General features: G+C 69.3%; 12 protein-coding genes and 1 pseudogene. 9 read left to right on the forward strand and 4 right to left on the reverse strand.

Annotation, left to right across the window (positions count from 1 at the left end):
• Window positions 1-66: 66 nt before the first annotated feature.
• The 5 genes from KB201_RS02870 (at window position 67) to KB201_RS02890 (ending at window position 5437) form a co-directional block, all read left to right on the forward strand.
• Window positions 67-978, forward strand: coding sequence for a PaaI family thioesterase (locus tag KB201_RS02870; protein ID WP_211538300.1), 912 nt, complete (start codon window positions 67-69; stop codon window positions 976-978).
• Between the two features lie 492 nt (window positions 979-1470).
• On the forward strand, window positions 1471-2271 hold the full coding sequence (locus tag KB201_RS02875) for a TIGR03084 family metal-binding protein (protein WP_211538301.1): 801 nt from the start codon (window positions 1471-1473) through the stop codon (window positions 2269-2271).
• Between the two features lie 110 nt (window positions 2272-2381).
• Window positions 2382-3542: an acyl-CoA dehydrogenase family protein gene (locus tag KB201_RS02880; protein ID WP_205333706.1), complete on the forward strand. Its 1161-nt coding sequence runs from the start codon at window positions 2382-2384 to the stop codon at window positions 3540-3542.
• Between the two features lie 60 nt (window positions 3543-3602).
• Complete coding sequence (locus KB201_RS02885; protein ID WP_010840516.1) at window positions 3603-4775, forward strand: acyl-CoA dehydrogenase family protein; 1173 nt, start codon at window positions 3603-3605, stop codon at window positions 4773-4775.
• A gap of 8 nt (window positions 4776-4783) precedes the next feature.
• Complete coding sequence (locus KB201_RS02890; RefSeq protein WP_211538302.1) at window positions 4784-5437, forward strand: TetR/AcrR family transcriptional regulator; 654 nt, start codon at window positions 4784-4786, stop codon at window positions 5435-5437.
• Here the strand turns inward: KB201_RS02890 and KB201_RS02895 are convergent.
• From KB201_RS02895 to KB201_RS02905, 3 genes are all read right to left on the reverse strand, one after another.
• Window positions 5434-6072: a Pr6Pr family membrane protein gene (locus KB201_RS02895; RefSeq protein ID WP_211538303.1), complete on the reverse strand. Its 639-nt coding sequence runs from the start codon at window positions 6070-6072 to the stop codon at window positions 5434-5436. The genes KB201_RS02890 and KB201_RS02895 overlap by 4 nt on opposite strands.
• A gap of 109 nt (window positions 6073-6181) precedes the next feature.
• Window positions 6182-7300, reverse strand: coding sequence for an NDMA-dependent alcohol dehydrogenase (locus tag KB201_RS02900; protein WP_058252381.1), 1119 nt, complete (start codon window positions 7298-7300; stop codon window positions 6182-6184).
• A 40-nt stretch (window positions 7301-7340) separates the two neighbouring features.
• Window positions 7341-8843 carry an aldehyde dehydrogenase family protein gene (locus KB201_RS02905; protein ID WP_211538304.1) on the reverse strand — a complete coding sequence of 501 codons (1503 nt, stop codon included), beginning with the start codon at window positions 8841-8843 and terminating at the stop codon, window positions 7341-7343.
• Between the two features lie 209 nt (window positions 8844-9052).
• Between KB201_RS02905 and KB201_RS02910 the strand changes: the two genes are divergently transcribed.
• Window positions 9053-10171 carry an HPP family protein gene (locus tag KB201_RS02910; RefSeq protein WP_211538305.1) on the forward strand — a complete coding sequence of 373 codons (1119 nt, stop codon included), beginning with the start codon at window positions 9053-9055 and terminating at the stop codon, window positions 10169-10171.
• 9 nt (window positions 10172-10180) lie between these two features.
• Here the strand turns inward: KB201_RS02910 and KB201_RS02915 are convergent, their stop codons facing one another.
• Window positions 10181-11578 carry a helix-turn-helix domain-containing protein gene (locus KB201_RS02915; protein ID WP_249145054.1) on the reverse strand — a complete coding sequence of 466 codons (1398 nt, stop codon included), beginning with the start codon at window positions 11576-11578 and terminating at the stop codon, window positions 10181-10183.
• A gap of 328 nt (window positions 11579-11906) precedes the next feature.
• On the opposite strand from KB201_RS02915, the gene KB201_RS02920 reads away from it, so the two are divergent.
• The 3 genes and pseudogenes from KB201_RS02920 to KB201_RS02930 form a co-directional block, all read left to right on the forward strand.
• Entirely contained in the window at window positions 11907-12782 is an 876-nt protein-coding gene (locus KB201_RS02920; RefSeq protein WP_211538432.1) for an exodeoxyribonuclease III, read from the forward strand.
• Window positions 12779-13552: a hypothetical protein gene (locus KB201_RS02925; protein ID WP_249145018.1), complete on the forward strand. Its 774-nt coding sequence runs from the start codon at window positions 12779-12781 to the stop codon at window positions 13550-13552. Before KB201_RS02920 ends, KB201_RS02925 begins: the two co-directional genes overlap by 4 nt.
• A 450-nt stretch (window positions 13553-14002) precedes the next feature.
• Window positions 14003-14092 (forward strand): annotated as a pseudogene (locus tag KB201_RS02930) (30S ribosomal protein S12); the annotation flags it as partial.

Raw genomic sequence — 14092 nt, forward strand, 5'->3', positions numbered from 1 at the left:
ACTACGGGAGTGAGATTGGACTCTCCACTGTGAGATCGGCGGTACATCGCTGATACAAGAGATTTCATGAGCCAGCCGCACGATCCCCTGTCCGCGTTCCACCTCGGCGACATCTCGGTGTCGGAGACGGGCGTGCGTGCCTCGCAGCGGCTGTGCGCGCGGTTCGCCGACCATCGCGGCGTGATCGAGTTGCCGGCGCTCGCCGTGCTGTTCGATCACTGCGGTGGTATCCCGTTCCATCGCATCCACGACGACCCCGCCGCGGCGACCCTCCAGGCACGCCTGACGATGTCCACGCACGGCCGCGCAGAAGTGGGCGACCTGGTTGCCGCACGGGCCGAGGTGGTCATGCACGACGACGACTGGGGCTCGACGTCGGTCGAGATCCGCACCGGTACCGGGGACCTGTGCTGCGTCGGGACCGCACGCAACGTCCGCGTCGGCCGTGCCCCGACCGGTGCCACCCCGTCCGCCGAGATCGGCCACGCGACACCGCAATGCAGCGACGATGACGGGTCCGTCCTGCCCGAGCCCATACCCGCCGCGTTGTCCGGGCGGGCCGTGGTCGAGGAGATCGCGTCGAAGATGCGGGAACCCGGCCCGCTCACCGACATGCTCAACGGCCGCGTCGAGGTGATCGACGGCACCACCGACCGTGAGTCCGGCATCCGCTTTCGCAGCGCCACCGAACCGTGGATGGGCAACATGTTCGGCACCATGCACGGCGGCGTCATCGCCACCATCGCCGGCCAGGCGGCATCGTTCGCCGGGCATCTGCATGCCGGTGCCGGGCAGGAGTACTCGATCGGGGACATGGCGATCGGTTTCTACCGTTCACCTGCTGTCGACGGCAGTGAAGTGGTGGTCGAGGTGACGCCGATCAAACTCGGCCGCCGCATCTCGTCCTTCGAGGCGACGATGACCTCCTACGACGACGTCCTGCTGAGCCGAGCCACGGTCGACATCCACTACCGCTGATCGCAGTTGGGTCGTCAGCCGGCCGAGCTGCGTCGACCGAGCGTAGGGAGGTCGCTGCGTCCGTCGAGGTCGCTTCTTGCGGTCGGGTCGCCGAGTGGCTTCGACTCGGCGCCTCGACCTCGACGCGCTCCTTCGTCGCTTGCTCGGCCCGGCGGCTCCGCTCGGTGCCGGCTCAACCAGCGGTGGGGGCGCGGGTTGTCGAGTGGCTTCGACTCGGCGCCTCGCTCCGCTCGGTGCCGGCTCAACCAGCGGTGGGGGCGCAGGTCGCCGAGTGGCTTCGACTCGGCGCCTCGCTGCGCTCGGTGCCGGCTCAACCAGCGGGGGCGCGGGTCGCCGAGTGGCTTCGACTCGGCGCCTCCACCTCGACGCGCTCCTTCGTCGCTTGCTCGGCCCGGCGGCTCCGCTCGGTGCCGGCTCAACCAGTAGCGGTACCTGCGAGAAAAACAATCAAGCGCGCTTGATTCTTCTGATGCCGTGTGTGAGGGTGATCGCATGCCTGAGGGACAAGCAGCCGTGATCGGCGTCGTCGCCGACCTCGAAGCCGAATCCGCGCAGCTCGACACCCTCGTCGCGGGTCTCGACGATGCGGGCTGGGCCACCCCCACGCCGGCGCCGGGGTGGACGATCGCGCACCAGATCGCGCATCTGGCGTGGACCGACGAGGTGGCGGCGATCGCGGCCACCGACCCGGACCGGTTCGGCGCACTGCTCTCCGAGGCGGCGAGCAGCGTGGCGACCTACGTCGACGACGCCGCCGAAGCGGGGGCCGCCGCGCCGGCCGACGAGATCCTGGCCGGGTGGCGGGCGGCGCGCGAACGTCTCGCCGACGCGCTGCGCGAGGTACCGGCCGGCGTCAAGATCCCGTGGTTCGGACCACCGATGTCCGCGGCGTCGATGGCGACCGCGCGCCTGATGGAGACATGGGCGCACGGCCTCGATGTCGCCGACGCCCTCGGTGTTCCCGTCGTGCCGACCGATCGGATCCGCAGCGTTGCCCACATCGGCGTCCGCACACGCGACTTCGCCTACATCGTCAACGGCCGTACGCCGCCGGCCGAGCCGTTCCACTACGCGCTCACCGCGCCGTCGGGCGAGATCTGGACCTGGGGCCCGGACGACGCATCGAACAGCGTGCGCGGGCCGGCACTCGACTTCTGCTTCCTGGTGACCCAGCGACGCGCACTCGCCGACCTCGAACTCGAGCTCATCGGGTCCGACGCGGTCGAATGGTCGGGGATCGCACAGTGTTTCGCAGGTCCGCCCGGGCCGGGTCGCGAACCGCGGGCGAGCTGAGACGCCCGTCGTCGTCACCATCCGCCGCTGACGTCCACCGCCCCCCAGACGCCGCCGAATCGTCCGATCGCAGCAGCACGCAGTCGCACGCAGTCCGACAGGAGAACACGATGCCCATCGCCAGTCCGATCTGGGAGACACCCGAACGCCTCGAACTGCGTTCCACCGTGCGCCGATTCGTCGACAAACACATCCTCCCGTTCCAGGACGACTGGGAGCGCGAGGGTGCCATCCCCCGTGAACTGCACATCGAGGCGGCCAAACTGGGTCTGTTCGGGCTCGGGGTCCCCGAGGAGGTGGGTGGCTCCGGCGGTGATCTGATCGACAGCACGATCCTCGGCGAGGAACTGCATTACGCCGGCGCGGCCGGTGGCGTCTTCGCGTCGCTGTTCACCCACGGCATCGCCCTGCCGCACCTGATCGCCGCCGGCGACCCCGACCAGATCGACCGGTGGGTGCGGCCCACGCTCGCGGGCGAGAAGATCGGGAGCCTGGCGATCACCGAACCCGGCGGCGGAAGCGACGTCGGCCACCTGACGACGAAAGCCGAGCGCGACGGGGACCACTACGTCGTCAACGGTTCCAAGACCTACATCACCTCCGCGGTCCGCGCCGACTTCGTCGTCGTCGCCGTCCGCACCGGAGGACCGGGAGCCGCGGGCGTGTCACTGCTCGTCGTCGAGAAGGGCACACCCGGCTTCGAGGTCACGCGGAAGCTGGACAAGATGGGGTGGCGCAGTTCCGACACCGCGGAACTGTCCTTCGTCGATGCGCGGGTGCCGGTCACCAACCTGGTCGGGCCCGAGAACTCCGGATTCGCGCAGATAGCAACTGCTTTCGTCACCGAACGGTCCGGTCTGGCGGTGCAGGCGTACGCCAGTGCGCAACGCTGCCTCGATCTCACCCTGCAGTGGGCGCGCGACCGTGAGACCTTCGGCAAACCGATCATCGCCCGGCAGTCGGTGCAGGACACGCTGATCGAGATGGCGCGCCGCATCGACATCGCCCGCACCTACACGCGGGCCCTCGTCGAACGGAAGGTCAGCTCCACCGACGACCTCATCGCCGAGGTGTGCTTCGCCAAGAACACCGCGGTCGAGGCGGGGGAGTGGGTGGCCAACAAAGCCGTTCAGCTGCACGGCGGCCTCGGTTACATGACCGGCACCGAGGTCGAACGGCAATACCGCGACATGCGCATCATCGGGATCGGTGGCGGCACCACCGAGATCCTCAACGGACTGGCCGCCAAACGGCTCGGTTACCAGGCCTGACCGGCCGCCGAAACCGTCCGCCGCCGAACCACATCGAAGACCGAGACAGGGAGCATCGACATGACCGTGGACACCAATCCGTTCGTGGAGACCACCGAACGCGCCGAGCTGCGCGCGGCGGTCGCCGGACTCGCCGCGAAGTACGGACAGGAGTACTTCCGTGAGTGCGCGCGCACCGGCCGCAAGACCGACGAGTTGTGGGCCGAGGCGGGCAAGCTCGGCTTCATCGGGGTCAATCTCCCCGAGGAGTACGGCGGCGGCGGTGCCGGTATGTACGAGCTCGCCATCGTGATGGAGGAGATCGCCGCATCGGGCACCGGACTGCTGATGCTCGTCGTCTCACCGGCCATCTGCGGCAACGTCATCGCGCGTTTCGGCACCGACGAGCAGAAGCAGCGGTGGCTGCCGGGTCTCGCCGACGGGTCGATCACGATGGCGTTCGGTATCACCGAACCCGATGCCGGCTCCAATTCCCACCAGATCACCACCACGGCCCGTCGGGACGGCTCGGACTGGTTGCTCACCGGCCAGAAGGTCTACATCTCCGGCGTCGACCAGGCGCAGGCCGTGTTGATCGTCGCCCGCACCGAAGACGCGAAGACCGGCAACCTCAAGCCCGCGCTCTTCATCGTCCCCACCGACTCCGAGAACTTCTCGTACACGATGATCGACATGGAACTGCAGAACCCCGAGAAGCAGTTCCAGCTCTTCCTCGACGATGTGCGATTGCCCGCCGACGCGCTCGTCGGCTCCGAGGACGCTGCCCTGAGTCAACTGTTCGCCGGGCTCAATCCGGAACGCATCATGGCCGCGGCGTCGGCCGTCGGGATGGGCCGGTTCGCGCTCGACAAGGCGGTGTCGTACGTGAAGGAGCGCACGGTGTGGAAGACGCCGATCGGTGCGCACCAGGCGATCGCGCACCCGCTCGCCCAGGGCAAGGTCGAGCTCGAGATGGCCAAGCTGATGATGCAGAAGGCCGCGACCCTCTACGACGCCGGCGACGACTGGGGCGCCGCCGAGCCGGCCAACATGGCGAAATACGCGGCCGCCGAGGCCTGTGTGAAGGTCGTCGACCAGGCCGTGCACTCCCTGGGCGGCAACGGTCTGACCACCGAGTACGGACTGGCGCCGATGCTGAGCCTCGCCCGAATCGCCCGCATCGCCCCGGTGAGCCGGGAGATGATCCTCAACTTCGTCGCGCAGACCAGCCTCGGGCTGCCGAAGTCCTACTGAGGCTCGCGGTGACCACGTCGTCGGCGAACACCCGCTCGCCGCAACAGGAACGCTCGCGGTTGACCCGCGAGCGCCTGTTGCGGTCCACGGTCGACGCGCTGGCCGCGGACGGCTGGGCCGCCGCGACCGTGGCCGCGGTCGCCGAACGTGCCGGCGTGTCCCGCGGTGCGGCGCAACATCACTTCCCGACGCGCGAAACCCTCATCACCGCGGCACTCGAGCAGGTCTTCGAGGACATGACCCGCGCTGCGGTCGGGGATCCGCACGCATCGCCGGAGGCGGCCGACGAAGTGACCCCGGACCGGGTCATCCGCGCCGTCCAGCGGGCCGTCGACGTCTACACCGGCACCGAATTCAAGGCAGCACTCCAGGTCTGGGCCGCCGCCGCGTCCGACCCGGCGCTGCGGCGGCTGATCCTGCCACTCGAGGCGAAGTTCGCCCGCGCGGCCCATCAGCGGACGATGGCCGCGATGGGGGTGGCACCGGACGACGAGACCGGTCACCGGCTGGTGCAGGCGACTCTGGACATGGCGCGCGGACTCGGCCTGGCGGACACGCTGTCCGATGACTCCGCCCGGCGTGCGCTGGTCGTCGACACCTGGTCGGCGCAGCTCGTCGCGGCGTTCGGGAGCACGACCGCGGACCGGCCGGACGCGGACTAACCGCGTTCGGCGGCGGGGTGTCCGGGTTCCGAGGCATCGGGTCGCCGACCGCGGGTGCCGACCCAGTAGACGCCGAACGACATGAAGGCCATGCCGACGAACACGACCACGAGCGAGATCGTCATCGACAGGTAGCCCTGCCCGCGCGGATCGATGAACGGGTAGGGATACCAGTCCGCGAACGGCCCGCGGATCAAGGTGTAGACGCCGTACACCAGCGGGATCGTGAGCCAGGACAGCCACGCCCGTTCGGGGAGTCGCCGGGCGCGCACCACGATCCAGTCCACGAGCATCACCAGCGGGATGACGCGATGCAGCACGTCGTTCACCCAGGCGTAGGTGACGTCGACATCGATGCCCTGCAGCAGTAGCGCATAGACGATCCCGGTGATGACCATGCAGGTGGTCGCCGCCCCGCGGCACCACTCCCATACCGGGCCTGCCGGCGCGAGCAGTCCGCCGGCGAGCAGGACGATGGCGGCGAAGATGTTGCTCAGCACCGTGAAGTAGCTGAAGAAGTTCGCGAGCGTGAAGCCGGCGTCGCCGTAGCGCAGCACCGCCTGATACACGAGCGCGGTGACGCCCAGGGCGGCAAAGGCGATGCGGAGCAGACGTATCCACCAGGTCGCGGTCACATGTGTGATTCAAGCACCTCGTGCGGGCGCGGACCGGGAAACCCGCCCGGCGACGTGGGTGGCCGGTTCGCCCGAGGGAGACAGCACCTCGGGCGAACCGACCGGGTATTCACTCCGCGTGGATGATGACCCCGCGGATGTTCTTGCCGTCCCGCAGATCCTGGTATCCCTCGTTGACCTGGTCGAGGGTGTAGGTCTGCGTGACCAGTTCGTCGAGCTTGAGCTGCCCCGCGTCGTACAGGCGCAGCAGTTTGACGATGTCGTACTGCGGATTGGCCGAGCCGAACAGACTGCCCTTGATGGTTTTCTGGTTCAGGGTCAGATCGGTTCCGGAGACCTGCACGGTCAGCTTCGTCGGATCGGCGAGACCGGTGATGACGACCGTCCCGCCCTTGCCCACGACGGCGGTCGCGTTGGCCACGACCTCCGCGTCGACCGTGCCGACGAGGATGAGGGCCTGATCGGCACCCTGCCCCCAGGTCAGTTCGTTGACCTTCTCCGCGGCCTCGGCGGCATCGGCGAAGGCATGAGTGGCACCGAATTTGAGCGCCGTGTCGCGCTTGAGCGCGACCGGGTCGACGACCACGACGTATTTGGCCCCGGCCGACACCGCGCCCTGCACCGCGTTGATGCCCAGGCCGCCGATGCCGTAGATCACCACGGTGTCGCCGGCACGCACGCCGCCCGCGTACACCGAGGTGCCCCAGCCCGAGGGCACGCCGCAACCGACGAGCACTGCCTTGTCGAGCGGCAACCACTCGTCGACCTTGACGACCGAGTGCTGCGAGATCGTCGCGCGTTCGGCGAAGGTGCCGAGCATGCACATGGCTCCGAAATCGTCACCGCCACCGTGGAATCGGAATGTGCCATCGGGCATCGAGCCCTCGAGGATGGTGGCGCCCATATCGCAGAGGTTTTGCCGGCCGGTGGAGCAGTAGCGGCAGGTGCCGCAGTTCGGGATGAAGCTGCAGACCACGTGGTCGCCGGGCTTGACCTTGGTGACGCCCGGGCCGACCGCCTCGATGATCCCCGAACCCTCGTGGCCGCCCACGATCGGATAGCGGGGCGGGAGGTCGCCGTCGGTCAGGTGAAGGTCGGAGTGGCACAGCCCGGCCGCGGTGTACTTGATCAGCACCTCGCCTTCGCGGGGCTCGTCGAGGTCGAGTTCGACGATCTCGAACGGCTTTCCGGGTCCGGTGAGGACGGCGGCCTTGGTGGTGAGAGACATGAAATCGTGCTCCTTGGGTGTACTCGAGGGCGGATGGGGGTCAGAGCGAGATGTTGACGGCCTTGGTCTGGGTGTAGAGCTCGATGGCCGACGAGCCGAGTTCGCGCCCCCATCCCGACTGCTTGTAACCGCCGAACGGCATCGCCGTGTCGAAGCCGTTGTACTGGTTCACCCAGACCGAGCCGGCCTTGATCTGTCGAGCTGTCCGGTGCGCCTTGGACAGATCCGTGGTCCAGATGCCTGCTGCGAGACCGTAGATGGAGTCGTTGGCCGCGGCCGCGACCCCGGTGTCGGCATCGAAGGGCATGGCGGCGACGACGGGACCGAAGATCTCCTCCCGCACGATCGAGAAACTCGGGGCGACGTCGACGAAGACGGTCGGTTCGATGAAGAATCCCTCGTCGCCCCAACGCTTTCCGCCCGTCAGCGCCCGTGCGCCGTCGGCGAGGCCCGCCGCCAGGTATCCCGAGACGCGATCGAACTGCTCTTGGCTGACCAGCGGTCCGAGTTCGGTCGACGGGTCGAGGCCGGGTCCGATCTTGGCCTGCGAGGCCGCCTCCGCGACGGCCGCGGTGAAGTCGTCGAAGATCGGCCGCTCGACGAAGAGACGTGTTCCGGCGACACAGCACTGTCCGTGGTTGAACATCCAGGCCGCGACCGACCCGGCGACCGCCTTCTCGAAGTCGGCGTCGGCGAACACGATGTTGGGGCTCTTGCCGCCGAGTTCCAGCGACACCTTCTTGAGGTTGCCCTTCGCGGCGTCGACGATCTTCTTGCCGACCTCCGTCGAGCCGGTGAACGCGATCTTGTCGACGTCGTCGTGCGCGGCGAGCGCCGCGCCGGCCTCGCCGTAACCGGTGACGATGTTGACCACGCCCGGTGGGAAGCCGGCCTCTTGGAACACCTCGCCGAGGAGCAGGGCCGTCAGCGGGGTCTGTTCGGCCGGCTTGAGGATGACGGTGTTGCCGGCCGCCAATGCGGGGGCCAGCTTGAACGCGGCCATCAGGAGCGGGAAGTTCCACGGCACGATCAGGCCGCAGACTCCGACCGGCTCGCGCAGGGTGTACGCGTGGAACTCGCCGCCGGGCACGAACGGCATCGAGACGTCGACCGTCGAGCCGGTGATCTTGGTGGCGAGGCCCGCGTTGTAGCGGAAGATGTCGGCCGACCAGTTGGCGTCGACCGCGGCGGCGATGGTGGCCGCCTTGCCGTTGTCGAGCGCCTCCAACTGGCCGAACTCCTCGGCGCGTTCGGTGAGGATGTCGCCGACCCGCCACAGCAGGCGTTCGCGTTCATTCGGCTTCATCCGGGTCCACGGGCCGTCGTCGAAGGCCTGGCGCGCGGCGCGGACCGCGCGGTCGATGTCGGCCGCGTCGCCGTGGGCGACCGAGGTGAGCGGACGCGCCGTCGCGGGATCGATGGTCTCGAAGGTGCGGCCCGAGGCCGACCACACCCACTCGCCGCCGATCAGCATCGGACGGTCGGCGGAGATGAAATCGCGAACGCGCTCATGCAGGGCGGTGTCGGGAACGACGGCGGTCATGTGGCCTCCTGGTTGGCGTGGTGCCGGCGGTGATGTGGTCGGTGGAGTGATCTCGGTCATATTCGACCTGACTTATTTCTCTCACCGTTCCGACATGTCGCCGTGTCCAGAAACTGAACACCTGGGCTGTACAGGGGTCGCGGCGACCGGCCGTCACCGCGTGGCTACCGTGAGACGCCGGACAAGTCAGGGACCTTCGGAGGAGCAGAGTGAACGTGCGCCCAGCGGGCAGGGTCGGCGCCGCCCTGCGTGGCCTCGGCCCGGTGACCGGGGGTATCTCGATCCGTGAGGCCCTCCGGGCGGGAGCAGGGGCCGGGGTGGCGCTCGGACTCGTCGGTCTGGTGCTCGCCGCGTCGGGGGTCGACCTGCGGCTCGGACTCTTCCTGATCGCGCCGTTCGGGGCGACCGCCGTGCTCGTCTTCGCCGCGCCGAACAGTCCGTTGGCGCAGCCGTGGCCCGCGACCGTCGGCAACGCGGTGTCGGCAGTCGTGGGGGTGGCGACCACCCTCACCATCGGCCAGCCCGCGCTCCGGGTGGCGCTCGCAGTCGGTCTGTCCGTGGCCCTGATGATCGGGTGCCACGCGGTCCATCCGCCTGCCGGCGCGGTGGCGATGACAGCCGCGCTCAGTCCGGAGACGATCCAGTCGCTGGGGTTCCGATTCGTCCTCGCACCCGTCCTCGCGGGCACACTCCTGCTGGTGGTCCTCGCCGCCGGGTACGCCCGGTTGACCGGACGGCGTTATCCGTATCGCCGGTTCGACGCGGCGCCCCCGCCGGCGGCGCGGCTGGGTCTGGACGAGGACGAACTGACCGGCATCCTCGACCGGTACGAGCAGTCGCTCAACCTCGGTGTCGCCGACCTCGCGCGACTGATCGGGGCCGCCGAACTGCAGGCTGCCGGTCATCGCGCGGGCCCGCTCGCCGCGAAAGACGTGATGTCCCGAGACCTGGTGACCGTGAACCCCGAGACGCCGCTGCGAGACGTCGCCGTCCTCTTCGACGAGTACGGCTTCACCTCGCTGCCGGTGACCGCAAACGACGGCATGTTCGTCGGTGTGGTGTTCCAGATCCATCTCGTGCGGCGGTTGATGCGTCCGGACGACGTCGAGTTGTGCGCCGCGGACGTGATGTCGGCGGAACCGGCCGTCGCGACCCCGGGCACGCCGGTCGGGGCGCTGTTGCCGCTGCTCGCCGAGAGCGGATGCGACGCGGTCCCGGTGTTGGATGGGCACACCCTGGTCGGCATCGTGACCCGGACCGACCTCATCGCGGCGCTCGCACGGCAGACGCTGCGGGACCCGATGCCCCGCAGCACGGTGCCGGAGTAGCCGGCGCGCTCAGATGTCCAGTGCGCGCATCCGCGAGTACAGCGTCGTCCGGCTGATGCCGAGATCCCTTGCGGCATGCACCTTGTTGCCGCGGGCGCGGTCCAGCGCCTCGACGATCGCGGTGCGCTCGGCCTGCTCCCGGCCGGACAGGTGCGCGGCCCGGCTGGTCGTCCGGTAAGCGGGTGGCAGGTCGGCGGGTTCGACGACCCGCGCGGCGCGCGCTCGGCACGCCAGGGCAGCCTGCCGGAGCACCGAGTTGAGCTCGGTGAGGTTGCCCGGCCAGTCGTCGCAGAGCAGCGCATCCGTCGCCAGCCCGGACAGCGTGAGTTCTGGGTCGATGTCGGTCAGTGCGCTGCTCGCGATCGCCGCCAGCTCCGAGGTCCGATGACGTAGTGGAGCGAGATCGACCCGTGTGGCGCACCGGGCGAGGAGTGCGGCGACTCCCGGACTCGCCTGGTCGCGCGGCCCGCCGACGACGATCAGCGGCGACTCCGGCGAGCTCGACACCGCCACGCGCCCGAGTAGGGCGACCGCCTGCGCGTCGAGTAGGTCGACGCCGTCGATCACCAGGGTCGTGCTCATCGATCGGGCGCGTCCGACGAACGCGGGGATGTCGGGGCGACGACCGCTGATGATCTCGTCGGCGACATCGACGATCACCGGTGGCGAATCGGCTTCGGCGGCGAGCGCAGCGGCGTGGGTGCTGCGTCCGGTCCCCGGTTCGCCGGTGATCGCGACGCTGGTGCGGGACGGGGCGGTCGGTGGCGCGGACCGCCTCGGCGGCGGCTCGCTGACCGGCCGGAAGCGGAACAGGGCCGCGCCGCAGGCGCCCGGCACGGGTTCGACGGCGACCTCGACCTCGGCGCCCGACACCAGGGTCAGCGGCAGTACCGTCGCGCGCAGTGCGGGATCGGTCGCGACGATCCGCATCGCGCCGATGTCGGTGGGGGAGAGCAGTTCGGCAGCAAGGGCATTCGTGAGCTGGAGGTCGTCGCCGATGGCCGCGACGGCGAGGTCGCGACGCGGTGCGGCGCGCTGGAACGCGTCGAGGACGCATCGCTGGTGCGCTCGCGACCGGTCCAGCAGGCGGTCGGCGATGTCGGCGACGATCCCGTTGACGACCGGGATCGCCAGGGGGTTGATGCGATCGGCGATCTCGGACATGCAGATGATCCCGGCCAGTCTGCGGGTCGCGGGATGGATGATCGGCTGTCCGAAGCAACTGATCGACTTGAACTGGTCCAGGTAGTGCTCGGAGCTGTTCACGACGATCCCGCCCCGGGTCTCCGCCGGGGTACCGAGGGCTGTCGTCCCGACGACGTCCTCGCCGAACGGCACGCCCGGCGAGGCGCCGATCGCGTCGAGACGGCGCTCCACGGTCGTGCCGAACGCCACCCGCGTCACCATCCGGCACTCGTGGTCGACGAGCAGCAGCGAGACATCGGTGTCGGCGAGTCGGGCGGCGGCGTCATCGAGGACCGGGCGGGCGGCGTCGAGCAGCGGGTCGGCGGCAGCGATGTCCTGGACCTGCGTCGGCGTCCGGTCCTCGGGGCGGACCCCGGACAGCTCCGACCGACGCCACGACGACTCGATGACGGGCCGTCGGGGCGACGAATCGGAGGTGCGGTGCAACGTGTCGATACCCACCAACGTGACACACGTCACCGTGGAACGAAAGGCCGGGTCCGCGATCGGCGGTGGCCGGGCCCCGATGGCGGGGTACTACCGTGGTCGCATGCGCGTGGCGACCTGGAACGTGAACTCCGTGAAGCAGCGCATCCCGCGCCTGTTGCCCTGGCTCGACGAGCGCCGACCCGACGTGGTGTGCCTGCAGGAGACCAAACTCTCCGACGCCGCGTTCGACGAGTCACTCGGCACTGATCTCGCCGAGCGCGGATACGAGGTCGCGCACGCCGGACAGGGGCAGTGGAACGGGGTGGCGCTGTTGTCGCGGGTCGGACTCGACGACGTCCGGATCGGATTCGACGGCATGCCCGGATACCCCGACCCGTCGACTCTCGAGGCGCGGGCGGTGTCGGCGGTGTGCGGCGGACTCCGGATCCACTCGCTGTACGTGCCGAACGGCCGGACCCCGGACTCGGACCACTACACCTACAAACTCGAGTGGCTCGCGGCGCTGGCCCGCGCCGTGGAGGACCCGACCACGACACTCCTGTGCGGCGACATGAACATCGCACCGGCCGACGCCGACCTGTTCGACCCCGCCGCGTATGTGGGACACACCCACGTCACCCCGGCGGAACGGGCCGCGCTGGCCACCTTCGAATCGATGGGCCTGCGCGACGTCGTCCGGGACCGGTGGCCGAACGAGCGTGTGTTCAGCTACTGGGACTACCGCGCCGGCATGTTCCACAAAGACCTCGGGATGCGCATCGACCTGATCCTCGCCGGAGCGTCCGCTGCCGATCGCCTCGCGGCCGCCTGGATCGACCGGAAAGCACGCAAGGGCAGCAAGCCGAGTGACCACGCGCCGGTCATCGTCGACCTCGACGAGGCTCCCGATGGCGACATCGGACCGGTGGTCCCGCCGCCGTCGAATCCGGCGAAACCCGGTGCGACGAAGGTGAAACTGCCGCAGACGCCGGAATGATGCCCCGCCCGGCGTCCACGACGCGCCTGCGCCGTTCGGTCATCGCGGCCGCCCGGGCCTACGGGCGCCTGCTCGGCACGGTGCTCTCCGTCGCCCGCCGGCTCGGGGCGGGACGATTCGGCGACGCCCCGGCGGCCACGGCGGGTGTGCTCCTTGCGGTGCACCTGGTGCCGGTGACGATCTGGCTCGGCCCGCTCGGGTTCGTCGTCGTGCTGGGCGCGGGCCTCGTCACATCGAACGTCATCCGCCGCCGCGTGCGTCATCGCGGGTTGACCCCGGCCGAGCGAAGCGTGGCCGTGGCGGTTTTCGGGGACGCGGGGTGGCTCGATGACGTCGTCCTCACCGATCTCGCCGGTCGGGGCGGGCGCGCCTTCACGGTGCCCGCGGTCGACGGCCGCATCCTCTGCAATCTCGGGTCGCACCTCGACGCGACCCTGGGGCAGGGGACCAGGGCATATCCGGTGCCGGGTCAGCTGCTCATCCACGAACTGGTCCACGCCTGGCAGATCGCCGCTGCCCGGTCCCCTGCCGGGTTCCTCGCCGATGCGATGGCCGACCAGGCCCGGTACGAACTGGGCGAGGACGTGTACGGCGTGCGCGATGCCGGTGAGAACCACCACATGCCGCGCCGGGGCGAGGTGGAACGGCAGGCGACGATCGTCGACCGGTGGTTCGGCGGTCAGTCCTCGCCGACGCGTCGACCGTGCGACCCCGAGAGCCCGTCCGCACCCGTGATCGAGCAGCTCAGGCGACCCGTGCAGCGCGGATGACGGAATGGTCGCACCGGCGACTCGCGCCCTCGACGCATGCGGTTTGACGGTGTAGAAGTGGGAGGGTCACGCCGAGCACGAGCGTGGCCCGGAGCCGATCGCGCACGACCCGTTCACCTGCCGGTTGCGTGCAGGATCCGTTTTTTGACCTGTGTAAACCCGATCGGTAGAGTGGATCGTCGGTGCCCGGCCCATGCTGGGCCAGTCCGCATGCCTGCCCTACGGCTCTCGAGCCGCCGAGCATCTCGGGGTACGGCCGGCAGAGGGGCTGACAGGCGAATCCGCTGTCGAGTGTATGACACGCCCGACCTCGGGGTAGCGAAAATGTACTGACCAGCACATACGTGCTGGTGGGGCGAGTTGTGGAAGCCGCGAAAACAGGCCTGCCAGCCACTTCGTGCTTGCCCGGAGCACCAACCACAACCGATGACAAAGAGGAACGAACACCTAGTGCCAACCATCAATCAGCTGGTCCGCAAGGGCCGTCACGACAAGGCTGCCAAGACCAAGACCGCGGCCCTCAAGGGAAGCCCGCAGCGT

It is taken from the genome of Gordonia sp. SCSIO 19800 (assembly GCF_018132775.1).
Lineage (GTDB): Bacteria > Actinomycetota > Actinomycetes > Mycobacteriales > Mycobacteriaceae > Gordonia > Gordonia hongkongensis.

What these genes read in the sequence shown, in the direction of transcription:
- KB201_RS02870 (WP_211538300.1), top strand. Translation starts at nt 67, where the DNA reads ATGAGCCAGCCGCACGATCCCCTGTCCGCGTTCCACCTCGGCGACATC.
- KB201_RS02875 (WP_211538301.1), top strand. Translation starts at nt 1,471, where the DNA reads ATGCCTGAGGGACAAGCAGCCGTGATCGGCGTCGTCGCCGACCTCGAA.
- KB201_RS02880 (WP_205333706.1), top strand. Translation starts at nt 2,382, where the DNA reads ATGCCCATCGCCAGTCCGATCTGGGAGACACCCGAACGCCTCGAACTG.
- KB201_RS02885 (WP_010840516.1), top strand. Translation starts at nt 3,603, where the DNA reads ATGACCGTGGACACCAATCCGTTCGTGGAGACCACCGAACGCGCCGAG.
- KB201_RS02900 (WP_058252381.1), bottom strand. Translation starts at nt 7,300, where the DNA reads ATGTCTCTCACCACCAAGGCCGCCGTCCTCACCGGACCCGGAAAGCCG.
- KB201_RS02905 (WP_211538304.1), bottom strand. Translation starts at nt 8,843, where the DNA reads ATGACCGCCGTCGTTCCCGACACCGCCCTGCATGAGCGCGTTCGCGAT.
- KB201_RS02915 (WP_249145054.1), bottom strand. Translation starts at nt 11,578, where the DNA reads ATGGTGACGCGGGTGGCGTTCGGCACGACCGTGGAGCGCCGTCTCGAC.
- KB201_RS02920 (WP_211538432.1), top strand. Translation starts at nt 11,907, where the DNA reads ATGCGCGTGGCGACCTGGAACGTGAACTCCGTGAAGCAGCGCATCCCG.
- KB201_RS02925 (WP_249145018.1), top strand. Translation starts at nt 12,779, where the DNA reads ATGATGCCCCGCCCGGCGTCCACGACGCGCCTGCGCCGTTCGGTCATC.